Source organism: Novosphingobium naphthalenivorans NBRC 102051, assembly GCF_001590985.1.
Classification (GTDB): domain Bacteria; phylum Pseudomonadota; class Alphaproteobacteria; order Sphingomonadales; family Sphingomonadaceae; genus Novosphingobium; species Novosphingobium naphthalenivorans.
The window spans coordinates 1-24,612 of record NZ_BCTX01000042.1; the positions used below are offsets into that span (position 1 = coordinate 1).

Sequence of the window (24,612 nt, forward strand, 5' to 3'; positions counted from 1 at the left end):
CCTCTACCGGGCCTACCTGACACCCGCCTATGCCGCCGCGCAGCAGGCCGTCGCGGGTTGGATGGAAGCGGCAGGCATGGCCGCGCGCCGCGATGCCGCCGCCAACCTTGTCGGCCGCTATGAAGGCGATGTGCCGGGCGCGCCGGCACTGATGATCGGCAGCCATCTCGACAGCGTGCGCGACGGCGGGCGCTATGACGGGCCGCTCGGCATCATGCTCGGCATCGAATGCGTGGCCGCGCTTCATGCGCAGGGGCGGCGCATGCCGTTCGCCATCGAGATCTATGCGTTCGGTGACGAGGAAGGCTCGCGCTTCCCCGCCGCGATGCTGACCAGCCGTGCGGTGGCGGGCACGCTTGATGCCACCGCGCTCGATATGGCGGATGGGGATGGCGTGGCGCTGGCAGATGCGGGCGTGGACGTTGCGGCGTACCTCACCGCCGCCCGCAAGCCGTCCGAATTTCTTGCTTACCTCGAAGCCCATATCGAGCAGGGCCCGGTGCTGGAAGCCGATGGCCTTGCCGTCGGCACCGTCACCGGCATTGCCGCGCAGTTGCGCTATGCGGTGACGGTGAAGGGCATGGCCGGGCACGCGGGCACCACCGCGATGCGCCTGCGCCGCGATCCGCTGGCTGGAGCGGCGGCGATGGTGCTCGCGGTCGAGCAGGTCGCGCGCGGGGACAATTCCGATGTGGTCGCCACCGTGGGTACGATCGAGGCACGGCCCGGCGCGGCCAATGTCATCCCCGGCGAAGTGCATTTCACCATCGATGTGCGCTCGGGCGTGGAGGAACGGCGCAACAGGGTGGCCGAAGCCATTCTGGAACGCCTTGCGGAGATCGCCGGCGCCCGCGATCTGGACCTCGCCGTCGAACGCATTCACGATCTGCCCGCCAGCCCTTGCGATGCCGGGCTGATGGTCCTGATGGACGAGGCCCTCGCCGCCGCCGGGCAGCCGGTGCGGCGGCTCGTTTCGGGGGCGGGGCACGATGCCATGAACATGGCCGCGCTCTGCCCCACCGCGATGCTGTTCATCCGCTGCAAGGGCGGCGTCAGCCACAATCCCGCCGAGCATGTCGAGCCGGAAGACGCGGAGATCGCGCTTCGGGTCATGCTCGGCTTTATCGAGCGCCTGGGAGAGCGCGCCGGAGACTGCAATGCCGCCTGAACTAGACCCCATGCTCTTTGGCGAGATCGATCCGCCCCAGCGCCTCCTGATGGGCCCCGGCCCGATCAACGCGCACCCGCGCGTGCTGCGCGCCATGAGCGCGGACCTGCTGGGCCAGTTCGATCCCGAGATGACCGGGTTCATGAACCAGGTCATGGCGCTCTACCGCCCGATTTTCGGCACGGCAAACCCGTGGACCATGCTGGTCGACGGCACCGCGCGCGCCGGCATCGAGGCGGCGCTGGTATCGATGGTCGCGCCGGGCGATACCGTGCTGGTGGTCAACTTCGGCCGCTTCGGCCTGCTGCTGACGGAAATCCTCGCCCGCATCGGTGCGCGTATCGAGACGGTGGATGCGCCCTGGGGTGAGGTCGTGCCGATGGAGGCGATCGCCGCGGCGATCCACCGCACTTCGCCGCATCTCGTCGCGACGATCCACGGCGATACTTCGACTACCATGGCCCAGCCGCTCGAAGGCTTCGGCGATCTGTGCAAGGCGGCGGGGGCGCTCAGCTACGTCGATGCCACCGCGACGATCGGCGGCATGGAACTGGCGGCGGACCGCTGGGGCGTCGATGTGGTGACGGGCGGCTTGCAGAAATGCATGGGCGGCCCCTCGGGCTCCGCGCCGATCACGATTTCGGACCGCGCGGCGGAGCACATCTTCTCCCGCCGCCATGTCGAGGCGGGCATCCGCATGGATGGCCTCTCCGACGGGCAGGGGCCGCGCATCGGCTCCAACTATTTCGATCTCGCCATGATCATGGACTACTGGTCCGAAAAACGCCTCAACCACCACACCGAGGCAACCTCCATGCTTTACGCTGCCCGCGAATGCGCCCGCATCGCGCTGGGCGAGGGGCTGGCGGCGCGCTATGCCCGCCATGCCAGCGCGGGCCGGGCCATGACGGCGGGCCTGCGCGCGATGGGCCTGACGGTCTTCGGCGATGATGCTCACCGCATGACCAATGTCACCGGCGTGTACATTCCCGAAAGCGTCGATGGCGAGGCTGTGCGCAGGGCCATGCGCGAGCTGTTCGAGATCGAGATCGGCACCGCCTTTGGTCCGCTGCAAGGCAAGATCTGGCGCCTGGGTGCGATGGGCTACAACGCCATGAAGCACAAAGTGCTGCTGACGCTGGCGGCGCTGGAATCGTGCCTGCGGATGCAGGGCTTCGCCTTGCCGCTGGGCGAGGCGGTGCCCGCGGCGATGGAGGCCTGGGAGGCATGATGGGCGCGACGCCTTTCCCTTCCCCCTTGATGGGGGAAGGATACGCAGGCTTGGCGTCGCAGACGCCTAGCCGGAGTTGGATGGGGGTGCGCTCTCGTCCCAACACTACGCTGCGCCGGGCGCTCACCCCCATCCAAGCTGCGCTAGCACCCTGCGGGCGCAAGCTTCGCTATCCTTCCCCCATCGAGGGGGAAGGGGAAAGCGCTTGGCTAGAATCGCGTGCCCGGCGGGGGCTTCGACAGGCTCAGCCTGAGCGGGATTTGCCGCTCCTTTTTACCCAAACCCCGCTCGTCCTGAGCTTGTCGAAGGACGCTGGCGCAACGTTTGAGGACCAGTGGTGACGCTCCCCCGCGATCTCGTCGGCTATGGCCAGACCCCGCCCGATCCGCGCTGGCCGAACGGTGCGCGCGTGGCGGTGCAGTTCGTCATCAATTACGAGGAAGGTGCCGAAAACTCTGTCCTCAATGGAGACAAGGGCTCCGAGGCGTTTCTGTCCGAAATGGTGGGCGCCGCCAGCCACCCGGACCGCGCGATGGCGATGGAATCGCTTTACGAATACGGCAGCCGCGCCGGGTTCTGGCGGCTGCACCGGATCTTTACCGAGCGGGGGGTGCCGCTCACGGTCTTCGGCGTTGCCAGGGCCATGGAAATGAATCCCGAGGCGGTCGAGGCCATGCTCAAGGCCGATTGGGAAGTGGCCAGCCACGGCTACCGCTGGATCGACTACCAGTACCAGCCCGAAGAGGTGGAACGCGCCCACATCGCCGAGGCGATCGCGCTCCACGAAAAGCTCACCGGATCGCGTCCGCTCGGCTGGTATCAGGGGCGCACTTCGCCCCAGACCGCGCGGCTCGTGGCCGAAGAGGGCGGGTTCGTTTATGACGCGGACAGTTATGCCGACGACTTGCCCTATTGGGACACGAAGTACGGCAAACCCCAGCTGATCGTGCCCTACACGCTCGATGTGAACGACATGAAGATCGTCGCGCTCAATGGCTTTACCGAGGGCGAGCAGTTCTTCCGCCACATGCGCGACACCTTCGACCAGCTGCGCGAGGAAGGCGGCCGCATGATGTCGGTGGGCCTGCACGGCCGCATCGCCGGCAAGCCCGGCCGCGCCCGCTGGCTGGCGCGCTTCCTCGATCACGTTCTCGCCAGCGGCGATGCCTGGGTGGCCCGCCGCATCGATATCGCCCGCCACTGGATGGAGGTGCACCCCCATGCCGGTTCGTAACGTGGTCAGCCCCATTCTCGTCATCCCCGCGCAGGCGGGGATCCCGCTTTTCTTCTCCAGCGCCGCGTTTGCGCACAACAAGCGGGACCCCCGCCTGCGCGGGGGTGACGATGTGTTTTTAGATGTCTGTTGCCAGGGAGTGATGGCATGAAAATTGACGACCCCGTCCTCCACGCCGAGATGACCGAGGCGTTCTACGAATACGAACGTGCGCTGATGGAAGACGATGTGGAGGCGATGGACACGCTGTTCCACGATGCCCCCACCACCAATCGCTTCGGCGTGGGCGAAGTGCTCTACGGCATCGAGGAAATCCGCGAGTTCCGCAAGGGACGCGGCGGTTCGCCGCAGCGCAAGCTCGGCAAGGTTTCGATCACGGTCTATGGCGACAAGTTCGCCACTGCCGACGCCGAATTCTTCCGCGAAGGCTCCGACCGGCGCGGCCGCCAGACGCAGGCCTGGGTGAAGTTCGACGAGGGTCCGTTCGGGGGCTGGAAAGTCGTCTCCGCGCACGTCAGCCTGGAGGGGAATACCCACTGATGACGGCGCTGTTCGAACACAGCCCCTGGGTGGAGCAGCGCGCCGATGCGCGGCCTTCGTCGGGCAACCGGCATACCGATCTGATGGCGGTGGTGCATGACGCCACGCCGGAAGAACAGCTCGCCCTGATCCGCGCCCACCCGGAGCTGGCGGGCAAGGCGGCGATCGACAAGACGCTGACCGAGGCCAGCGCCGCCGAGCAGGCGAGCGCCGGGCTCGACCGTCTGACGCCCGAAGAGTTCGAACAGTTCCATGCGCTGAACGCCGCCTATCGCGAGAAGTTCGGCTTTCCTTTCATCATCTGCGTGCGCCTGACCGACAAGGCTGGTATTCTCGCCGCCATGCAAGCCCGCCTCGCCAACGACAGCGAAGCGGAAATAGCGGCAGCCATCGCGCAGATCGGCGAAATCGTCCGCTTACGTCTTGAGGACCTGTCATGACTCAACCTGACGCCATCGGCCTTGCGGCCCTGGAAACGCGTCTCGATCGCGAACTGGCGCTGACCGGCTTTGCCAGGCCCGAATGGGTGCGTCCGCGCACGTTCGAAGGGGAAACGGTACTCGATGTCGCGGTAATCGGCGGCGGGCAGTGCGGCCTTGCCACCGCGATGGGCCTGCGCCGCGAAGGCGTGACTAATGTCATGATCTTCGATGACAGCCCGGCAGGTTATGAAGGGCCTTGGGAAACCTACGCGCGCATGGTGACGCTGCGCACACCCAAGACGCTGACGCCGATCGATTTTGGCCTGCCTTCGCTGACCTATCAGGCCTGGTGGGAAGCGCAGCACGGCGCGGCGGGCTGGGACGCGGTCGACAAGATCCTGCGCGGCGACTGGATGGAATACTTGCGCTGGTATCGCCATGTGCTGGATCTGCCGGTGCAGAACGAGGCGAAGCTGGTTCGCATCGAGCCGGTTCCGGGCGAGGATCTGCACCGCCTGCACTTCGCCGATGGCGCGGTGGAACTCGCACGCAAGGTCGTGCTCGCAACCGGCATTCAGGGCGGCGGCGAGTGGCATACGCCCGCGATGGTGCGCGACAATCTGCCCAAGAGCCTCTGGGCGCACACCAGCGAGCCGATCGATTTCGATGCCTTGCACGGCAAGCGCATCGGCATTCTCGGCGGCGGGGCTTCCGCGTTCGACAATGCTAACTATGCGCTTTCGTGCGGCGTTGCCGGGGCCGAAGTGTTCATGCGCCGCAAGGAATTGCCGCGCGTCAACCCGATCCGCTTCATGGAAAAGGTCGGCTTCGCCGCACGCTATCCGGCGCTCGACGATCAGACCAAATATGCCGCGATGGATTGCTTCCTCGGCCACAACCAGCCGCCGACCAACGACACCTTCGAACGCGCCGCCTCGTGGCCGGGCTTTCACCTGCACCTCGGCGCGCCCTGGCTGGACGTGACCGAGCACAACGGCATGGTGCGCGTGACGACGCCGCAGGGCTTCCACGAATTCGATTTCGTGGTGATCTCCACCGGCCTGCTGAGCGATCCCGGCCTGCGTCCCGAACTGTGCGATGTGGCGGATCTGATCGCGCGCTGGGGGGACAAGGTCACGCCTGCCAGCAGGCGCAATGCCCTGATCGATGCGCATCCCTATCTGGGTTCCGCTTTCGAGTTCCTGCCCAGGGACGGCGTGGACGGTGCGCCGCTGCATGGGATTTTCGCGTTCAATTATTCGGCCCTCATCAGCCTGGGCCTGTCCGCCTCGGCACTCTCGGGCCTGCACAATGCCCTGCCGCGCCTGATCAAGGGCGTGGCCGACCAGCTTTTCCTCGACGATCAGGAGGAACTGGTCGAGGCCTTCCTCGCTTACGACGATCCCGAGTTCCTTGGCGAATGGCCGGTGCCGGAGCAGGCGGCATGAGCACGCTGTCCACCCATGTGCTCGACACCGCTCACGGCTGCCCGGCCGCAGGCGTTGCCTTGACGCTGGCGGACGGGGCGGGCGCCACGCTGTTCGAAGGCGTGACCAATGCCGACGGGCGCTGCCCCGGCGTGCCGGAACTCGCACCGGGCACTTATCGCCTCACTTTTGCCGTAGCGGACTATTTCCGGGGGCAGGGCGTGAGCCTGCCCGAGCCGCCGTTTCTCGATGTGGTGCGCATCGATTTCGGCATTGCCGATCCGGCCGGGCACTATCACGTGCCGCTGCTGGTCTCACCTTTTGGCTATTCGACGTACCGGGGAAGCTGATGGCGGTTAAGTTCATCCTCGATGGCGAAGTGATCGAACTGGCGGACGTGGACCCCACCGCGACCGTGCTCGACCACTTGCGCTACCGGATGCGCCGCACCGGCACCAAGGAAGGCTGCGCGGAAGGCGATTGCGGGGCCTGCACAGTGCTGGTGGGTTCGCCCGATCACTCTGGGGGCGGCGGCGCGGTGCAATGGCGCGCGGTCAATGCGTGCATCCAGTTCCTGCCGATGCTGCACGGCAAGGCGCTGCTGACGGTGGAGAGTTTGACTTGCGCCTCTAGCCCCTCCCCTTCAGGGGAGGGGTTGGGGTGGGGCCTTTCGTCCGAAGGCAGTGCTTGCGGCAAGGCCCCACCCCCGGCCCCTCCCGTGAAGGGGAGGGGAGAAAGCGCCCTCAATCCCCTGCAATCCGTCATGGCCGAAAACGGCGCCTCGCAATGCGGGTTCTGCACGCCAGGCTTCGTGATGTCGCTCTATGGCCGCGCGATCGGGGCGAGTGGGGCGGACATGCCGGTGGCGGACGTGCTCGCGGGCAACTTGTGCCGCTGCACCGGCTATGGCCCGATTCTGGCAGCGGGCGAGGCGGTGGACAGCCTCAGGCGTGACGATGCCGCGCTCGCCGCGCAACTGGCCGCCATTGCGGGCGAAAGCGCCTCGGGCGAATGGCAGGGCCAGCGCTGGTTCGCCCCGAAGAGCTGCGGGGAACTGGCCGCGCTGCTGGCAGACTATCCCGATGCCCGTCTGGTCGCCGGCGCCACCGATGTCGGCCTGTGGGTGACGAAGGGGCTGCGCAGCCTCGGTGCAGTGATTTTCCTGGGCGATGTGGCGGACCTGTCCGGCATCGAGGAGACGGACGAGGCGCTCACCATCGGCGCGGGCGTGCGCTATGCCGATGCCCATCCGCATTTTGCCCGGCTCCATCCCGATCTCGGCGAACTGGTGCGCCGGATCGGCGGCTTGCAGGTGCGCAATGCCGGGACCGTGGGCGGCAACGTGGCCAATGGCTCGCCGATCGGGGATGGCCCTCCCGCGCTGATCGCGCTCGGTGCGGAGCTGACGCTGCGCAGTGCTTCCGGGCGGCGGACAATGCCGCTGAAGGACTATTTCCTCGACTACGGCAAGCAGGACCGCCAGCCCGGCGAATTCGTGGAATCGATCCGCATCCCCCGTCCCGGCCCCCAAGCCGTGATCCACATCGCCAAGCTCTCGCGCCGGTTCGACAGCGATATCTCGGCCGTCTGCGGCGCGTTCAACCTGACCGTCGAGCAGGGCACGATCACGGCTGCGCGCGTGGCCTTCGGCGGCATGGCGGCCACGCCCAGACGCGCGGCGGGCTGCGAAGCCGCGCTAGTGGGCCAGCCTTTCAGCGAAGCCACCATCGAGGCGGCGGCCGAAGCGCTCAAGGCCGATTACACGCCGCTCGACGATGTGCGCGGTTCCTCCGCCTATCGCCTTGAGGCTGCCGCCAATCTGCTGCGCCGCCTGTGGCTGCGCGAACAGGGCACGGTGATTTCGGTGTTGGAGGCGCTCGATGGCTGAACGCGATCCCGCCTGGAAAGTGCTGGAAAAGCCCTCGCACCCGCACGACAGCGCGCGTCTGCATGTCGCAGGCGAGGCGCGCTATGCCGATGATCTGGCCGAGCCCGAGGGCATGTTGCACCTCGCGTTCGGCCAGAGCAGCGAGGCCCATGCGCGGATCGTCTCGATCGACTTGTCGGACGTGCTGGCGGCAGAGGGCGTGGTGGCAGTCTATACCGCTGCCGATATTCCCGGCGCCAACGATGTCAGCCCCTTTGCGGGCGATGACCGGCTGCTGGCGGACGGCGAGGTGACGAGTCACGGCCAGCCGGTGTTCCTTGTCGCCGCCACCAGCCAGCGCGCGGCGCGCAAGGCGGCGCGGCTGGGCAAGGTGGAATACGAACCGTTGCCCGCCGTCACCACCATGGCAGAGGCGCGCGCGCGGCAATCGCTGATCGAACCCACCCAGCGCATGGCGCGCGGTGATGCCGCTGCCGCGCTGGAGGGGGCGCCGCGGCGCGTTTCGGGCCGCTTCGAAATGGGCGGGCAGGATCACTTCTACCTCGAAGGGCAAGTCGCGGTGGCGACGCCGGGTGAGGACGGGCAGATCCATGTCCTCAGTTCCACCCAGCACCCCAGCGAAGTGCAGCATCTCGTGGCGCACATGCTGCACCGCTCTACCGCCGATGTGACGGTGGAAGTGCGCCGCATGGGCGGGGCTTTCGGCGGCAAGGAAACGCAGGCCGCGCTCTTCGCCGCCGCCGCCGCGCTGGTAGCCTCGAAGACCGGGCATCCCGCCAAGTTCCGCTGCGACCGCGATGACGACATGGTCATGACCGGCAAGCGCCACCCTTTCGAAGTTGCCTATGAAGCGGGCTTCGACGACGAGGGGCATCTGCTGGCGCTCAAGCTGTTCCTCTCGTCCAACTGCGGCGCCACGGTGGACTTGTCGCCCGCGATCAACGACCGCGCGATGTTCCATGCGGACAACTGCTATTACCTCCCCGATGTCGAGATCGTGTCCGAGCGGCTGAAGACCAACACGGTTTCCGCCACCGCCTTCCGGGGGTTCGGCGGGCCGCAGGGGATGCTGGCGATCGAGCGGATCGTCGATCACGTCGCCGCCGTGCTGGGCAAGGACCCGCTCGCGGTGCGCCTCGCCAATCTCTACCGCCCGGGCCGCGAAGAGACGCAGTACGGCATGACCGTGGCCGACAACATCGCTCCCGAACTGATCGCCCGCCTGTGCGAAAGCGCGCGCTATGACGAGCGGGTGAAGGCGGTTGAGGCGTTCAATGCGAAGAGCCCGGTGATCAAGAAGGGCATTGCGCTCACCCCGGTGAAATTCGGCATCAGCTTCACCACCACCCACCTCAATCAGGCGGGCGCGCTGGTGCATGTCTATGCCGACGGGTCGATCCAGATCAACCACGGCGGCACCGAGATGGGGCAGGGCGTCTATGTGAAAGTGGCGCAAGTCGTGGCGGACGTCTTCGCCGTGCCGCTCGGCACGGTGCGTATCACTGCTACGCGCACCGACAAAGTGCCCAACACGTCAGCTACGGCCGCCAGTTCAGGCGCGGATCTCAACGGCATGGCGGCCCACAACGCGGCCATGGCGATCCGCGACCGGCTGACCAATTTCCTGGCCCGCACTTATGGCTGCGGCGAGGACGCGGTGCATTTCACCCCCGGCGGGGTCCTGGCGGGCGGCGAGACGCTCAGCTTCGCCGAGGTGACGCACAAGGCCTATATCGGGCGCGTTTCGATGTCCTCGACAGGCTTCTACGCCACACCGGGCATCGAGTACGATCGCGATGCCCACAAGGGCCGCCCGTTCTATTACTTCGCCTATGGCGCTTCGGTCAGCGAAGTGGCGATCGACACCCTGACCGGCGAACACAAGGTGCTGGCGGTGGACATTCTCCACGATGTCGGCCGTTCGCTGAACCCGGTGATCGACAGGGGGCAGATCGAGGGCGGCTTCGTGCAGGGGCAGGGCTGGCTCACGACCGAGGAACTGGTGTGGGACGGCAAGGGGCGCCTGCTCACGCACAGCCCGGCGACTTACAAGATCCCGACCGCCTCCGATCGTCCGAAGCATTTCACCGTGGCTTTGTGGGACGGCGAGAATGTGGAACCGACGATCAACCGCTCCAAGGCGGTGGGCGAGCCGCCGTTCATGCTGGCGAACTCGGTGTTCTCGGCGCTGGGCCGCGCGATTGCCGCCACCGCGCCGGACAAGCGCGACCTGCCGCCGCTCGATGCCCCGGCCACGCCCGAGCGCATCCTGAAAGCCATTGCGGGGCATAAACTGTCATGACGCAGTGGGTCGGCTGGCTGCGGCGGCTTCCTCAGGAGCCGTGCGCGCTCGTTTCGGTGCTGGCGACCGAAGGCTCGGCACCGCGCGGCGCGGGCACGCGAATGCTGGTCACGGCAGAGGGGCAGCAAGGCACTATCGGCGGCGGGCAACTCGAATTTCGCGCGGTGGAGCAGGCGCGCGTAATCCTCGATCATCCCAAGGGGACGTGGCGGGTGCAGGACTATCCGCTGGGGCCGCTGCTGGGGCAGTGCTGCGGCGGACGGGTGCGGCTGCTGATCGAGCACGTCGATCCGCAGGCGCTGGACTGGCTGCACGATGCCGAACCGGGACGAATGCTGGAAACCGTGCTGGAGGAAGGCCGCGTCGCCCGCCGTGTGTTCGAGCGCGAGACCGCCACGCGCCAGTCCGCACGCGGCGAACGTCCCGGCACGGGCACGCGCATGATCGAGCCAGTGGGCGAGCGCCCGCGTCCGGTCTATCTGTTCGGCGCGGGCCATGTCGGGCAGGCGATTGCCCGGCACATGACCGGGCTGCCGCTCCAACTCGCGTGGTTCGATACCCGACCCGAGCAGGCGGCGATCGATGGCGTCACGGTGATGCCCGAAGAGGAGATCGCCCACTGCATAGCGGAAGCCCCAGCCGATGCCGCGATCGTGATCCTTACCCACGATCATCCGCTCGACTATCATCTGACGCTGGCGGCGCTGGGGCGCGATCCGGTGGCCTTCGTGGGGCTGATCGGGTCCTCCACCAAGCTCGCGCGGTTCCGTTCGCGGCTCAGGGCCGATGGCATTTCCGAAGAGGGCCTGTCCCGCCTCACCGCGCCGATCGGCGTGCCGGGCGTGCGCGGCAAGGAGCCGGATGTGATCGCCATCGCCGTGCTGGCGCAATTGCTGCAGTTGAGGGGGCAGTGATGGGTTCGTCCTGTCTCCAAAATCCTCCCTGTTCCCGTAGGGAATGGGGAGGTGGCAGCCCGTCAGGGCTGACGGAGGGGTTTTTCCCCCTCCACCACCCGCTGCGCGGGCGGTCCCCCTCCCCATCGCTGCGCGACAGGGAGGATTGGGTATGATCCACGCCTATCGCGGCGAACTGCTCTCCGTCGCGCAGGACCCGCGCGATGCGCCGGGCGCGGTGCGCCATGAGGCGGACGGCCTGCTGGTGATCGAGGATGGCGTGGTCATCGCGCGCGGGGCCTATGCCGATCTGGCGAAGCGCTACGCGGACATTCCCGTCGAAACGCTCCCCGGCCTTGTCGTGCCCGGCTTTATCGATGCGCATGTCCACTACCCGCAGACAGACCGCATCGCCTCGCACGGAGAGCAATTGCTCGACTGGCTGGACCGGCACATCTTCCCGGCGGAGAAGGCCTTCGTGGACAAGGCCCATGCCGATGTGGTGGCGGCCTTCTTCTTGGACGAACTGCTGCGCAACGGCACGACCAGCGCGCTCGTGTTCCCGACCGTGCATGAACAGTCGGTCGACGCCCTGTTCGAAGCCGCGCTCGAACGCCGGATGCGGATTGTCTCGGGCAAAGTGCTGATGGACATGGGGCCGGAGGGGCTGAAGGACACTGTCGCTTCGGGGCGCGCCGAAACCGAAGCGCTGATCCGCCGCTGGCGGGGGCGCGGGCGGCTGGGCTATGCGGTGACGCCGCGTTTCGCGCTGGCGTCCAGCGATACGCAACTGGCCGACGCCGGGGCCTTGCTGGCCGAGCATCCCGATGTGCTGATGCACACCCATCTGGCCGAGAACGTCCACGAATGCGCGGCGGTGGCAGCGCGTTTCCCCGAAGCGGCGGACTATCTCGACGCCTATGACCGTTTCGGCCTTGTCACCCCGCGTTCGGTCTTTGCCCATGGCATCCACTTGTCGGAGCGCGCTTGTTCGCGGTTGCACGAGAGCGGTGCGGGGATCGCGGTGTGCCCGAGTTCGAACCTGTTTCTGGGCTCGGGCTTCTTCAACTTCGGGCAGGCGGACAAGCACAAGCTGCGGCTGGGGCTCGGCACCGATGTCGGCGCGGGGACATCGTTCTCGATGCTCTACACCGCGGGCCTTGCCTATCAGGCCGCGCTGGCGCGCGAGGAGCGGCTCGATCCGTTCCGCGCGCTCTGGCTGGCGACGGCGGGCAGCGCCGCGTTGCTACACATCGGCGACAAGGTAGGCGCGCTGGAAGTGGGGCAGGAGGCCGACTTTGCCGTGCTCGACCCTGCCGCCACGCCGCTCATGGCGCGCCGCACCCGCGAGGCGGACCTTGCCGAACGGCTGTTTGCACTGCAAATCCTCGGCGACGACCGCGCGGTTGCGCGCACTTATGTGCTGGGCCAATGCGCCTGGCAGAGACCATGACTTCTACCTTCGTCATTGCGAGGCCCAAAGGGCCGCGGCAATCCAGAGCGAGCGTAAATCGCCCTGGATTGCTTCGCCTCCGGCTCGCAATGACGAAGGGCCAGGGACAAAATTGCCGAAAGCATGACCATGACTGACCTCGACAGCTTCATCACCGGCCTGCCCAAGGCCGAACTCCACCTTCACATCGAGGGTAGCCTCGAACCCGAACTGATGTTCGAGCTGGCCAAACGCAACGGCGTGGAAATTCCCTTCGCCACGGTCGAGGAGGTGCGCGCGGCCTATGCCTTTTCGAACCTGCAGGACTTTCTGGACATCTACTACGCGGGCGCCAACGTGCTGCGCACACGGGCGGATTTCCACGATCTGGCCGCCGCCTATTTCGCGCGCGCGGCGGCGGACGGGGTGGTCCATGCCGAGATCATGTTCGATCCGCAGACCCATACCGACCGGGGCATTCCCTTTGCCGATGTGATCGAGGGCCTGCTCTCCGCCATGGCCGAGGCCGAGGCGAAGTTCGGCATGACCTCGAAGCTGATCCTCTCGTTCCTGCGCCACTTGTCCGAAGAGGCCGCGTTCGAGGTGCTGGCGATGGCCGAACCCTGGCTCGACCGGATCGAGGCGGTGGGGCTCGACAGCTCCGAACTGGGGCATCCGCCGGTCAAGTTCGCGCAAGTCTTCGAGGCCGCGCGGGCCAAGGGGCTCAAGCTGACGGCCCATGCGGGTGAGGAAGGGCCGCCCGAATATGTCTATCAGGCGCTGGATGTGCTGCATGTCGATCGCATCGATCACGGCAACCGCTCGCTGGAGGACCCGGTGCTGACCGACCGGCTGGCGGACATGGGCATGACGCTGACGGTCTGCCCGCTGTCCAACCTCAAGCTCTGCGTGGTCGATGATCTCGGCAACCATCCGATCGACCGGATGCTGGCGCTGGGCCTCAAGGCGACGATCAACTCGGACGATCCGGCCTATTTCGGCGGCTATATCGGCGACAATTTCCGGGCAGTGGCGCAGGCGCGCGGGCTCGATCGCGAGGAGATCGTGACGCTGGCACGCAACAGCTTCACGGGTTCGTTCCTCCCGCCCGCCGCCATCGCGGCGCACCTTCAGACACTCGAAACTTACGTGGCAACTTACGCATAATGCAGAAAATTATCGGATTTCTCGCCACGGTCTGGCTCGCGGCGGTTCTTTCGCTGGGGACGGCCCATGCCGATGCGGCGAAGCGCAAGGTCATCATCGATGACGAAGGCTTCGCCCTGATGCACCTGATGCTGCTGGAAAGCAGCGAGGTGGATGTCATCGGCATCACCACCGTTTCCGGCAATACCTGGGCGAACCGGGCGACGGCGATGGCTCTGCGCGGCCTTGAAATCGCGCACCGGCCGGATATCCCGGTGGTGCAGGGCGCGACCTATCCGCTGCTCAATTCCGAGGCGCTGACCGAACGCTGGGAAGCGCTCTACGGCAAGCTCACCTGGAAAGGCGCGTGGATGAAGCAATGGGTGGAGTCCAGCGTGCAGAGCGCGCCTGTCTATTACGGGCCGAACGATCCGGTGAACCTGCCCGGCGGCAATCCGAAGCTCAAGCCTTCGCCGGAAGTCGCCGCGAATTTCCTGATCCGCATGGTGCACCAGTATCCCGGACAGATCACCATCGTCGCCTGCGGGCCGCTGACCAATCTGGCGCTGGCGCAGCGGCTGGACCCACAGTTCGCTTCGCTGGCGGGCGAACTGGTCTATATGGGCGGCAGCTTCAATCCGCAGCAGGTGCTGGATAACGTATCGGCTGCCGAGTTCGCGCGGGAATATGCCAATTCCCCGCGGCGCGAATTCAATGCGCGCTTCGATCCGGAAGCGGCGAGCATCGTTTCGCACAGCCCCTGGCGCAAGCTGACGGTCATTCCGGCCGATCCGTCCACGGCGACGCAGCTCACCCCGGAACTGATCGCGCGGCTGGTCAAGGCCGCGTCGCCCGACGTCGGAAAGTTCATCGCCTCGATGGAGCCGGGCTTTCCGCTGTGGGACGAGATCGCTGCGGGCTATGTGCTCGATCCCGGCATCGCGACCGAGGCGGAAGACCTCTACGTTGATTACAACACCCAGTTCGGCCCTGACTATGGGGACACTGTGAGCTGGCGCGAACACTACCAGCCCGGCCTCGGCGAGCGGAAGGCCCATGTGGTGCGTGCGATCGATCCGAAGCGGCTGGAAGCGCTGATGGTGGAAGCCATGGCGGAAGGGGCACATGCGGGCGCGGTCGTGCCGGCCGGGCGGGCCGCGAGTTCGCTCCCCTTGCGTCATTCCCACACGCCTGTGCGGGAATGACATAATGCCAGGATGCAGGGATGACGGTGCATCCGTATCCTGAAATGCTGAGGCGCGGCGCGCGCTTATACCAAACCCCGGTGAGTCCAGCTCATCGGGGTTTGGTATAAGCCGGGATCAGAGGTCCTGTTCGCCCAGCCAGTGCTCGGTTTCCGGCGCCATGTAATGCATCATCCGGTCCAGCAGGGCTTCGGGTTCGCGCTCGATCATCAGCATCGCGCGGTGACGTTCCTGGAGGAAGCCTTCCTCGACGATCTTGTCGATGAACTGGGTCAGGCCGTCGTAGAAATCGCCCACGTTGAGCAGGCCGACCGGCTTCTTGTGATAGCCAAGCTGCGCCCAGCACCAGGCCTCGAACATTTCCTCGAAGGTGCCGATGCCGCCCGGCAGGGTGACGAAGCCGTCCGCGAGGTTGGCCATCATCGCCTTGCGTTCGTGCATGGTCTTCACCACGTGCAGTTCGGTGATGCCGTGGTGGTCCTTTTCGCGCGCGCGCAGCGCCTCGGGGATGACGCCGATCACTTCGCCGCCCGCCGCGCAGACGGCATCGGCGATCACGCCCATCAGGCCGACTTCGCCGCCGCCATAGACAAGGCCGATACCGCGCTGGGCCAGCAGCGTGCCGAACTGTTCGGCGGCGTCACGATAGAGAGGGCTGCGGCCCGGTGAGGAGCCGAGATAGACGCAGATGCGCATGAGTGGGGGCTTCTTTCGTTTGGAGTACCATACCAAAGCTTGCTGACGGTGATCTTCTCCCCTTTCGTCATTGCGAGGAGGCGAAGCCGACGAAGCAATCCAGGGCTGGCGCGAACCGCCCTGGATTGCTTCGCCCTTCGGGCTCGCAATGACGAAGCAAGGGGGTATGAGTTCCCATCAATAAAGCGCGGGTCAGGAGAGGCGTTCGGGGACCGACAGGGCCTCTTCGACAATGCTGTCCTTGGTGCCGACGGCTTCCCAGGGGAAGACGAACCAGCGCTTGTCCTCGGCGCGGTCGATCATGTCGGCCCAGAAATCGACTTCGGAGCTGGAGCTCTGGTTGTTGATGACGACGGCAAAGCGCATGTTGGCGGTATCGCCGCCCGCTTCCACGAACTTGCCGCGCAAGTACTGGATCGTGCCGCCGCTGTCGTTGATGTCGTCGACGAAGAGCATCCGCTTGCCCTCCGCGCTCATGCCGGCGACCTTGGCCAGCAGTTCGTCGGCAAAGCCCGGAACTTTCGAGGAATGGTCGATCGAAAGCATCGGCAGTTCGAGCTGGTGGGAAATATAGACGCCCGGCGCCAGGCCGCCGCGTCCTATGCCGATCACGAAGTCGGGCACCCAGCCGTCTTCACGCACCTTGCGGGACAGGACACGGACCTTGGCAAGGAAGTCTTCGTAATATTCAAGGTAGTGGAGCTCGGGCTCGGCGGTCGGGTCCATACGTCGCGAATCCTGTGCGCTGAATGTTGGGAGAACCGGTTACGCTATTGCGTTCCCGCCACGCGTGCAATCGCGCTCATGCGATTTACGGGCGGTTTTCCTCGGCTCGCTTCATCGAGGCGGAATAGCTGAGTTCGGCGAACCCGTTCTCGATTTCGCTGAGCACGAGCCCTGCCGCATAGGAAGGCGTGCGCGCCGAGTTGGTGCACAGCGCTAGCGTCATCGGGCGCAGCAGGGCATCCGATATGCGCGTGAAGGACAGCAGGCCCGCCTGCACTTCGGTGATCACGTCGAGCGAGGTCAGGATGCCGATGCCGCTGCCTTCGAGCACCAGCGAGGTGATCATCTGGATATTGTCGGAACTGGCCATGCGGTCCAGCTCCAGGCCGGTCGCGCCTTCCAGGACCGCGACCTGCTGGCATACCGCCAGCGGCTCGGCCGGGACGATCAGCGGCGAGCCGGTGCAGGCGGAGAAACGCGTTTCGCGCAGCTGCGCCAGGGGATGGCCGGGCAGCGTAACGAAGCCGAGCACCACTTCGACGAAGGCACGCACGGACAAGTCGCGGTAGGATTGCGGCTCGAACAGGATGCCGAAGTCCACTTCGCCGCTGGTCACGGCCTTGCGGACCTCGTCGTTCTCAAGGACTTTCACGCCCACGGTGATGCCGGGATAGCGGGCCTGGATCGATCGGATCGCGGCGGGAATGTGGCCTTTGGCCAGCGCGTCGATGATCGCCATGTCGACATGGCCGCGCTTCAGTCCGCGCAAGTCCTCGATCTGCGCACGCACGTCGACCATGTTCTTGTTCCAGCGGTTGCCGGCCGCCATCATGATCTCGCCCGCCGCCGTGAGCCTGAGGCCGCTGGGCAGCCGCTCGAACAGCGGCGTGCCGATTTCCGCTTCGACATTGAGGATCTGGCGGGCGATCGCGGAGGCCGAGACATTGAGCTCGTCGGCCGCCTTGCGGATCGAGCCGAGGCGGCCGACTGCCATGAAGTAGCGAAGGAAACGGGAAAACGCGGGCATTGGGGGGTCTTTCTGGCCTGCTCTAATTTTTGCAACGCACTGTGGGATTCATTGCGTTTGCTCGCACCAAGTCAAGTGCCTACGACCGATGACAATACCGAAAGGTGCGTCAGGTCCGGCATCCGTTGTCCGATTCCTCCCCGGTGACGGATGCCGGCCATTTGTCGCACGTTCGGGGTGGGGGCGCGAATCCACATCAAGTCTTTTGGCTGGTCCGGTTGCGTCTCCTGTCACGGGGTCTGGGGAATGTTGACGAGTCTAAGCGAGCGCCCTTCGGGGTTACGTCTGCGTGCGCTGGCCTGTGCGGCCGGGGCAGCGCTGTCGCTCGTTCCGGCCGTGGCCAGTGCCGATGCCGCCAGCGAGGCGGCGGCTTCCGCGATGCTCGATCAGGTTTCCGGCAATGCCGCGCGGCTGCGGATGTTCCTGCAGGCGATGCCCAAGGGCGGAGACCTGCACAATCATCTGGGCGGCAGTGTCTATGCCGAGGACTTTCTCGGCGTCGCCGCGCAGAAGGGCATGTGTGCGGACGCCGATATCACTCGCATCGTGCCCGGCCCCTGCGGCGATGATCTCCAGATCGCGAAGATGGCGGCAGAGCGGCCGTTCGTCTATGCCCGGCTGGTCGATGCGCTTTCCACGCGCGGCTATCAGCGCGGCGTGGGGGCTGACGAGGTTTCGGGGCACACCCAGTTCTTCCGCAGTTTCGACCGGTTCGGGGCCGCCTCTGCCGGCGAGAACGGGCGCTGGCTGGCGCTGGCCCGGCAGAGCGCAGAGCGCAACGGGGTCAGCTATCTTGAGCTGATGCTCGATCCGCCGGGGCTCGCCGCTTTCATGCGCGGGGCCGGGAGCGGGCCGGTCGACGAGGCCGGAATTGCCGCGCTTTATGCCAAAGACAGCGCTGAACTCGCGCCGTTGCTTGAGGGTTTCGTCCGGGAAGTCGACGGCATCGAGAGCGAGGCGAACACGCAGCTGTCCTGCGGCAAGGCACAGGCCGATCCGGCCTGCGGTGTCGCGGTGCATTACCTGACTTATGCCTTGCGCGGGTTCCCGCCGAAGGTGGTGTTCCGCACGCTGCTGGCGAGCTTCGCCCTGGCGCATCGTGATCCGCGCTTCGTCGGTGTGAACATCGTCATGCCCGAGGACGATCCCGTCGCCTTGCGCGATTACGCCCTGCACATGGCGATGTTCCGCTTTCTCGAAGCGAAGTATCCGGACGTCAATGTGACGATGCACGCCGGCGAACTGGCACTGGGGCTGGTGCCTCCGGCCGACCTTGCGGGTCATATTGCCAGCGCCGTCGCCTCGGGCGCGCGGCGGATCGGCCATGGCACCGATATCGCCTATGAAGACAAGGCGCCCGAAACGCTGGCCCGCATGGCCCGCGAAGGCATTGCCGTCGAAGTCAATCTCACCAGCAATGCGGTGATCCTCGGCGTGAAGGGCGGGGAGCATCCGATCGCATTGTATCGCAGCATGGGCGTGCCGGTAACGCTTTCCACCGACGACGAGGGCGTGCTGCGTTCGGACATGACCAACGAATACCGCCGCGCGGTGACGGATCAGGGATTGGGCTACACCGATCTCAAGGATCTGGCGCGCGCGAGCCTGGAATATGCCTTCGTGCCGGGCGCCAGCCTGTGGCGCGAGGGAAAGCCGGGTGTCGCAGTGGCGGCCTGCGCCGCCTCGCTGACCGGCAAGCGCTGTCAATCGTTCCTCGCATCGAGCGAAAAGGCCCGCCTTCAGGCCGATCTGGAAGGCCGTTTCGACCGGTTTGAGCACGGCCTCGGCCGCTTCAACTATCCACAAGGTTCCTAGGAGGTCGCCAGCTTTACGTATTCGTCCATTCGACATTCCATGTATTGATGCACCGCACAAGATAACGATTGCAGGGAGAGGTGGGTCACAATCACACAAGCGGCGGGAAGAGCGGAATTTCCGTATCTGCCGCAATCAGGGGGTTAGACACGATGGCTAAGCACCATTCCGTTGATACACCGTTTGGCATTGCAGCGCGGCGCAAGCCGTTCCTCGCAATCGCGACGGGTCTTTTTTGCTGTACTGCACTGACAACGCCGGCCTTCGCCGACGATGCTGCCGACGAACCGGCCGACGGCGAGATCGTCGTTACCGGCTCGCTTGACGCTTTGCCCGTTACCGACGTCGGTTCGGTCTTCGGTTTCGAAAAGACACTGGTGGAAACGCCGCGCTCGGCTTCGACGATCAGCTCGGAGCAGATGGAGCGCTTCGGCATCACCGACATCTATGACCTCGTCGCGCAGTCGCCGGGTGCCTTCACCAACTCGTTCTTCGGTGTCGGCGGTGCGCTCGATATCCGTGGTACTCCGGGCGAAACCTACTTCCGTGGCATGCGCCGCCTCGACAACCCGGGCAACTACCCGACGCCGATCGCCGCCTCCGACCGTATCGACATCGTGCGCGGCCCGGCCTCGCCGATCTACGGCCCGTCCAAGACCGGCGGCTACATGAACTTCGTTCCGAAGACCGCGCGCGTGAAGGGCGGTTCCTATCTGTCGGAGCCCGAAGGCAAGGTGACGTTTACCGGCGGCAGCTGGGAAAAGGCCGATCTCTCGGCCGAAATTCGCGGTCCGGGCAAGCTGGGCACGCAGGAGTTCGGTTACAGCCTCTATGCCGAGGTTGAGGATTCGGGCAGCTACTACCGCAACATGTCGACCAAGCAGACCATTCTGCAGGGCTCGTTCGATACCGACCTGGCCCCCGGCCTGCGGCTGGAATTCGGCGGTATGTACCAGAACTACAAGGGTCAGCAGAACGGCGGCTGGAACCGCGTGACGCAGGACCTTGTCGATAACGGCACCTACATCACCGGCGCGGCGCAGCCGCTGGATCTCAATGGCGACGGTCAGATCTCGGCCAGTGAAGTCCATTCCCAATATGGCAGCCTGTCGGTCTTCGGTGGCTACGGCTGCGGCAACTACAGTTCGTTTGCAACGGCCTTCACCGATGCCTGTCTGACCGACTACTACCCCCAGCTTGCTCTGACCGACGCCGGCACCGCCAAGCTGAGCCGCAAGGACACGCTGACGGGCAAGAACGATCGTCTCGATAACCGTTCGACCACGTTCTACGCCGACCTTATCTACAAGGGCGACGGTCCGTTCTCGATCAAGAACCAGATGTTCTACGACAGCTATGAGAACTACAACGAGAATTCCTACGGCTTCTCGCAGTTCCATGATTCGTGGGTGTTCGAGGACAAGATTGTCGCCCAGCTCGATATCGAGAACAGCGCGGGCAAGTTCTCGATCCAGGCTTCGCCGTCGATCCGCTACACGCACTTCAAGCACGGTGACGACTACACTTACGAGTACTTCAATCGTGTTGACCTGACGGTCGGCTACAATGCCCTGTCCGACCGCCTGCTGGCGCTTGAGTGCCCCTTTACCGATCAGGCGGGCTACACGGCGTCTGATTGCGGCTTCACCAACTACGTGACGGGGCACTACACCGACCTGGCGATGGCCGGTCTCGTGGACCTCGACTTCAACTTCGGTCTCGATATCACGGCAGGTGCCCGCTACGACCGCGTCAAGGCAACCTCGCGTTACCTGACCCAGTACATGCTGGACGAAACGCAGCCGGATGTTCCGTCGGCAAGCGGCAGTGATGGCGGCTGGTCGTGGACGGCCAGTGCTTCGTACAAGCTGCCCTTCGGCCTGATTCCCTACGTGACGCTCGCCCGCCAGACGACGCTGATCGCCGGGCAGGGTGCGGAACTCTACGCCGAAGATATCGCCAGCGGCACCTTCATGTCCGCCTCGAAGCTGAAGGAAGCGGGTATCAAGGGCTCGTTCCTGGACAACCGCCTCTATGCCGCGCTGTCGGTCTATCAGCAGGAGCGCACCGACTACAATCGCCAGTCGATCACGGTGAACCAGGCGGTCAAGACCAAGGGTCTCGAAGCCGAAGTGCGCTGGTCGGTTGATGACCACCTGCTGCTCACCGGTGCCTATACCCGTACCAAGGTTTACAACCTGACGGCGCTGGAAGGCGGTACGCTGTTCAGCTTCTTCGGTGCCGAGGACCTCGTCAACGTCACCGATCCGTCGCTGTACTTCGGTGGCCAGCCGATCGGCCTGGTGGCGATCCCCGACAAGAACGCCTCGCGTCGCGCGGGTATCCCGACCAACCTTTACTCGGCGACGGCGACTTATGCCTTCGACAACGGCCTCGCGCTCTCGGGCAGCGTCGTGAAGGTGCCCTCGGTCTATTCCGGTCAGTCGCAGGTTGTGAAGCTGCCGGCCTATACCCTGGTCGACCTCAGCGCATCCTACGAGACCGGTCCGTGGCTGTTCCGTCTCGTCGTCAAGAATGCGACGAACGAGAAGTACTTCCGTGCGAACTTCACGGAAATCTTCGGTTCGACGATCGTCCTGCCCGAGAAGCCGCGCAGCTTCCAGGGTACGATCTCGTACAAGTTCTAAGAGCCAACCACCGCGGGGGGGCGCCGGGGAAACCCGGCGTCCCTTGCGCGTTTATGTGTGTTTTTATGAGGTATCCGATGCATTTTCTGAACCGCGCCGCAGTCATCGCCGGGGCTTGCCTTGCCCTGTGCCTGTCGGGCGGGGCGGCGCTTGCCGAAGCGCCCGTGCCGGACATCTCCGCCTGTGATCCGGGCGCCCCCTGTGCCACGCCGCTGCCGGTCAAGGTGGTGGTCGTCTCGCTGTTCGAGATCGGCAAGGACGAGGGCGATACCGCGGGCGAATTCCAGCTGTGGAAGGAGCGCCGGGGGCTGACCATGCGCATCCCGTTCCCGCAGTCGTTCCACGATCTCTACTACAATCCCGAAACGCAGGTGCTGGGCATGGTGACCGGTATCGGCACGGCCCGCTCGACCGCCGCGACGATGGCGCTGGGGCTCGATCCGCGTTTCGATCTGTCCAAGGCCTACTGGCTGGTGGCCGGCATTGCCGGGATCGATCCCGAGGACGCCTCGATCGGTTCGGTTGCCTGGGCGCGCTATGTGGTCGATGGCGATCTGGCGCACGAAATCGATGCGCGCGAAATTCCGGCCGACTGGAAGTTCGGCTATTTCCCCCGCCAGACCAAGGGGCCGAACGACATGTCCGGCAAGCCCGATCCCTCGGGCGGGGAGATGTTCCAGATCAATCCCAGCCTCGAAAAGTGGGCCTTTGATCTCACCAAGGGGATCGAGCTTCCCGATTCCGAGGAGATCGCCCAGGAACGCGCCAAGTTCACCGAAACGCCGCCTGCGCAGGAGCCGCCGTTCGTGCTGGAGGGCGAGCAGCTTTCGGCGATGACCTTCTGGCACGGCAAGCTGATGACCGACTGGGCCAATTCCTGGGTCCGCTACTGGACGAGCGGCAGGGGCGATTTCGTCACCTCGGCGATGGAAGATACCGGCGTGCTCACTTCGCTGACTTATCTCGACAAGATCGGCCGGGCCGATCGCGACCGCGTGCTGGTGATGCGTGCGGGCTCCAACTACACGATGCCCCCGCCGGGCGTCGATGCCGCGACTTACCTGCTGCGCGAGAACGAAGGCTATGCTGGGCTCGAAGCGGCCGTCGAGAACCTCTATACCGTCGGCTCCGTGGTGGTCGACGAACTGCTGGGCCATTGGGACAAGTACGAGGACGCGACGCCTTGATAGTCCGTTCTACAGTCCAGTGAACGGAGCCGTTCTCTCGTCATTGCGAGCGGCCGGAGGCCGCGCGGCAATCCAGGGGCGGTTTACGCCGCCCTGGATTGCTTCGTCGGCTTCGCCTCCTCGCAATGACGAAGGATGTTTTGAGCGAATAACAGGCAGAGCCGCTGCATGACCCTCACGCTCGTCCGCCATGCCGACAGTCTCGTCACCATGGACGATGCCCGCCGCGAGATTGCCGATGGGGCCATGGCCTTTCGCGATGGCGTGATCGTGGCGGTGGGGACCAGCACGGAGCTGGCCCCGCTGGCCGATGAGGCGGACGAGGTGATCGAGGCGCGCGGCTGCGTGATCACTCCGGGCCTCGTCAACACCCACCACCACTTGTTCCAGACGCTGACCCGCGCGCTGCCCGGCGCCATCAATGTCTCGCTGTTCGGATGGCTCAAGCGGCTCTATCCGATCTGGGCGCAGTACCGGCCCGAAGACGTCTTCGCGGCGACCCAGCTTGGCCTTGCCGAACTGGCGCTGTCCGGCTGCACGATGAGTTCGGACCATCACTACCTGTTTCCCGAAGGCGTGCGGCTCGACGATTCGATCCATGCCGCGCAGGAAATGGGCCTGCGCTTCCACGCTACCCGCGGCTCGATGAGCGTGGGCGAGAGCAAGGGCGGCCTGCCGCCCGACAGCGTGGTGGAAGAGGAAGAGGCGATCCTCGCCGATACGATCCGGCTGATCGATATGTTCCACGATCCCGCCGACGGCGCGATGCTGCGCGTGGCGGTGGCGCCCTGCTCGCCTTTTTCGGTGAGCACCGACCTGATGCGCCAGTCCGCGCTGCTCGCCCGCGACAAGGGCGTGATGATGCACACCCATCTGGCCGAGGATGCCGACGATGTGGCCTTCTCGCTGGAACGCTTCGGTTGCCGGCCCGGCCAGTATGCAGAGGATCTGGGCTGGACCGGACCGGACGTGTGGCACGCTCACTGCGTGCAGCTCGATGCCGCTGAGATCGGTCTGTTTGCGCGCACGCGCACGGGCGTGGCGCATTGCCCCTGTTCGAACTGCCGTCTCGGCTCGGGCATCGCGCCGGTGCGCGCGATGCTGGATGCCGGGGTGCCGGTGGGGCTGGGCGTGGACGGTTCGGCTTCCAACGACAGCGGCCACCTGCTGAACGAGGCGCGCCAGTCGATGCTGCTGCAGCGGGTGCACTTGGGCGCGGACCGTTTCGATCCGCGGGAGTCTCTGTGGCTGGCGACGCGCGGCGGCGCGCAAGTGCTCGGGCGCGGGGATTGCGGCTTTCTCGAACCGGGCAAGCGCGCCGATTTCGCCGTGTGGGACATGGGCGACATGGCCTCGGCCGGAGCGTGGGACAAAGTGGCCGGTCTGGTCCTCGCCCCGCCGCTCGCCGCGCGCGACGTCTTCGTCGAGGGGCGCGCCGTGGTTCGCAGCGGCGATCTGGTGACGGTGAAACGCGAAGAGGTGCTGGCAGCTGCCACGCGCTCGCTCGAAAGACTGATGGACGCGGCATGAGCAGGCGCGCGCCATTCCCCCTCCTCTTCAGAGGAGGGGCAGCGAGACTTGGGCCTGCAAGGGAGGCCTTAGTCGCAGCGGGGTGGTGTCTGCGG

20 protein-coding genes are annotated in these 24,612 nt (G+C 65.6%); 17 read left to right on the forward strand and 3 right to left on the reverse strand.

The genetic code is table 11. The features are described 5' to 3' along the window. The 13 genes from NN5_RS14400 to NN5_RS14465 all read left to right on the forward strand — a co-directional run. A partial coding sequence (locus tag NN5_RS14400; protein ID WP_067734797.1) for an allantoate amidohydrolase occupies window positions 1-1,168 on the forward strand: 1,168 nt, incomplete at its 5' end. Beyond that, window positions 1,158-2,399, forward strand: coding sequence for a pyridoxal-phosphate-dependent aminotransferase family protein (locus tag NN5_RS14405; RefSeq protein ID WP_067734798.1), 1,242 nt, complete (start codon window positions 1,158-1,160; stop codon window positions 2,397-2,399). The genes NN5_RS14400 and NN5_RS14405, both read left to right, overlap by 11 nt. A 337-nt stretch (window positions 2,400-2,736) precedes the next feature. Beyond that, window positions 2,737-3,633, forward strand: coding sequence for an allantoinase PuuE (gene puuE, locus NN5_RS14415; RefSeq protein WP_067734829.1), 897 nt, complete (start codon window positions 2,737-2,739; stop codon window positions 3,631-3,633). Window positions 3,634-3,780: 147 nt separating this feature from the next. Next, a complete protein-coding gene (hpxZ, locus tag NN5_RS14420; protein ID WP_067734800.1) occupies window positions 3,781-4,173 on the forward strand; it encodes an oxalurate catabolism protein HpxZ in 393 nt (130 codons plus the stop codon). Continuing rightward, window positions 4,173-4,613 (forward strand): 2-oxo-4-hydroxy-4-carboxy-5-ureidoimidazoline decarboxylase, encoded by a 441-nt coding sequence (gene uraD, locus NN5_RS14425; RefSeq protein WP_067734801.1) that lies wholly within the window; start codon window positions 4,173-4,175, stop codon window positions 4,611-4,613. Before hpxZ ends, uraD begins: the two co-directional genes overlap by 1 nt. After that, a complete protein-coding gene (locus NN5_RS14430; protein ID WP_067734802.1) occupies window positions 4,610-6,043 on the forward strand; it encodes an FAD/NAD(P)-binding protein in 1,434 nt (477 codons plus the stop codon). Before uraD ends, NN5_RS14430 begins: the two co-directional genes overlap by 4 nt. Then, a complete protein-coding gene (gene uraH / locus NN5_RS14435; protein WP_067734830.1) occupies window positions 6,040-6,372 on the forward strand; it encodes a hydroxyisourate hydrolase in 333 nt (110 codons plus the stop codon). The genes NN5_RS14430 and uraH overlap by 4 nt, the downstream gene beginning before the upstream one ends. Continuing rightward, entirely contained in the window at window positions 6,372-7,910 is a 1,539-nt protein-coding gene (gene xdhA, locus NN5_RS14440; RefSeq protein WP_067734803.1) for a xanthine dehydrogenase small subunit, read from the forward strand. The genes uraH and xdhA overlap by 1 nt, the downstream gene beginning before the upstream one ends. Further along, window positions 7,903-10,212: a xanthine dehydrogenase molybdopterin binding subunit gene (gene xdhB / locus NN5_RS14445; protein ID WP_067734804.1), complete on the forward strand. Its 2,310-nt coding sequence runs from the start codon at window positions 7,903-7,905 to the stop codon at window positions 10,210-10,212. Before xdhA ends, xdhB begins: the two co-directional genes overlap by 8 nt. Further along, on the forward strand, window positions 10,209-11,126 hold the full coding sequence (gene xdhC / locus NN5_RS14450) for a xanthine dehydrogenase accessory protein XdhC (protein WP_067734805.1): 918 nt from the start codon (window positions 10,209-10,211) through the stop codon (window positions 11,124-11,126). Before xdhB ends, xdhC begins: the two co-directional genes overlap by 4 nt. Before the next feature lie 151 nt (window positions 11,127-11,277). Next, on the forward strand, window positions 11,278-12,558 hold the full coding sequence (guaD, locus tag NN5_RS14455) for a guanine deaminase (RefSeq protein ID WP_067734806.1): 1,281 nt from the start codon (window positions 11,278-11,280) through the stop codon (window positions 12,556-12,558). 129 nt (window positions 12,559-12,687) lie between these two features. Next, window positions 12,688-13,704 (forward strand): adenosine deaminase, encoded by a 1,017-nt coding sequence (locus tag NN5_RS14460; protein WP_067734831.1) that lies wholly within the window; start codon window positions 12,688-12,690, stop codon window positions 13,702-13,704. After that, window positions 13,704-14,888 (forward strand): nucleoside hydrolase, encoded by a 1,185-nt coding sequence (locus tag NN5_RS14465; protein WP_084384948.1) that lies wholly within the window; start codon window positions 13,704-13,706, stop codon window positions 14,886-14,888. The genes NN5_RS14460 and NN5_RS14465 overlap by 1 nt, the downstream gene beginning before the upstream one ends. A gap of 117 nt (window positions 14,889-15,005) precedes the next feature. Here the strand turns inward: NN5_RS14465 and NN5_RS14470 are convergent, their stop codons facing one another. The 3 genes from NN5_RS14470 to NN5_RS14480 form a co-directional block, all read right to left on the reverse strand. Continuing rightward, window positions 15,006-15,584, reverse strand: a complete 579-nt coding sequence (locus tag NN5_RS14470) for an LOG family protein (RefSeq protein WP_067734807.1) — start codon at window positions 15,582-15,584, stop codon at window positions 15,006-15,008. A 192-nt stretch (window positions 15,585-15,776) separates the two neighbouring features. Next, on the reverse strand, window positions 15,777-16,310 hold the full coding sequence (locus NN5_RS14475; protein ID WP_067734808.1) for a phosphoribosyltransferase: 534 nt from the start codon (window positions 16,308-16,310) through the stop codon (window positions 15,777-15,779). Between the two features lie 85 nt (window positions 16,311-16,395). Continuing rightward, window positions 16,396-17,337, reverse strand: a complete 942-nt coding sequence (locus NN5_RS14480; RefSeq protein WP_067734809.1) for a LysR family transcriptional regulator — start codon at window positions 17,335-17,337, stop codon at window positions 16,396-16,398. A 246-nt stretch (window positions 17,338-17,583) separates the two neighbouring features. Between NN5_RS14480 and NN5_RS14485 the strand changes: the two genes are divergently transcribed. The 4 genes from NN5_RS14485 to NN5_RS14500 all read left to right on the forward strand — a co-directional run bounded on the left by NN5_RS14485 (window position 17,584) and on the right by NN5_RS14500 (window position 24,517). Continuing rightward, window positions 17,584-19,152, forward strand: coding sequence for an adenosine deaminase family protein (locus NN5_RS14485; RefSeq protein WP_067734810.1), 1,569 nt, complete (start codon window positions 17,584-17,586; stop codon window positions 19,150-19,152). Window positions 19,153-19,304: 152 nt separating this feature from the next. Then, the gene (locus NN5_RS14490) at window positions 19,305-21,800 is read left to right on the forward strand and encodes a TonB-dependent siderophore receptor (RefSeq protein WP_067734811.1); all 2,496 of its coding nucleotides are present in this window, start codon (window positions 19,305-19,307) and stop codon (window positions 21,798-21,800) included. Between the two features lie 77 nt (window positions 21,801-21,877). Further along, entirely contained in the window at window positions 21,878-22,987 is a 1,110-nt protein-coding gene (locus NN5_RS14495) for a purine nucleoside permease (RefSeq protein WP_084384949.1), read from the forward strand. 168 nt (window positions 22,988-23,155) lie between these two features. Further along, the gene (locus tag NN5_RS14500) at window positions 23,156-24,517 is read left to right on the forward strand and encodes an 8-oxoguanine deaminase (RefSeq protein ID WP_067734812.1); all 1,362 of its coding nucleotides are present in this window, start codon (window positions 23,156-23,158) and stop codon (window positions 24,515-24,517) included. Window positions 24,518-24,612 lie beyond the last annotated feature (95 nt).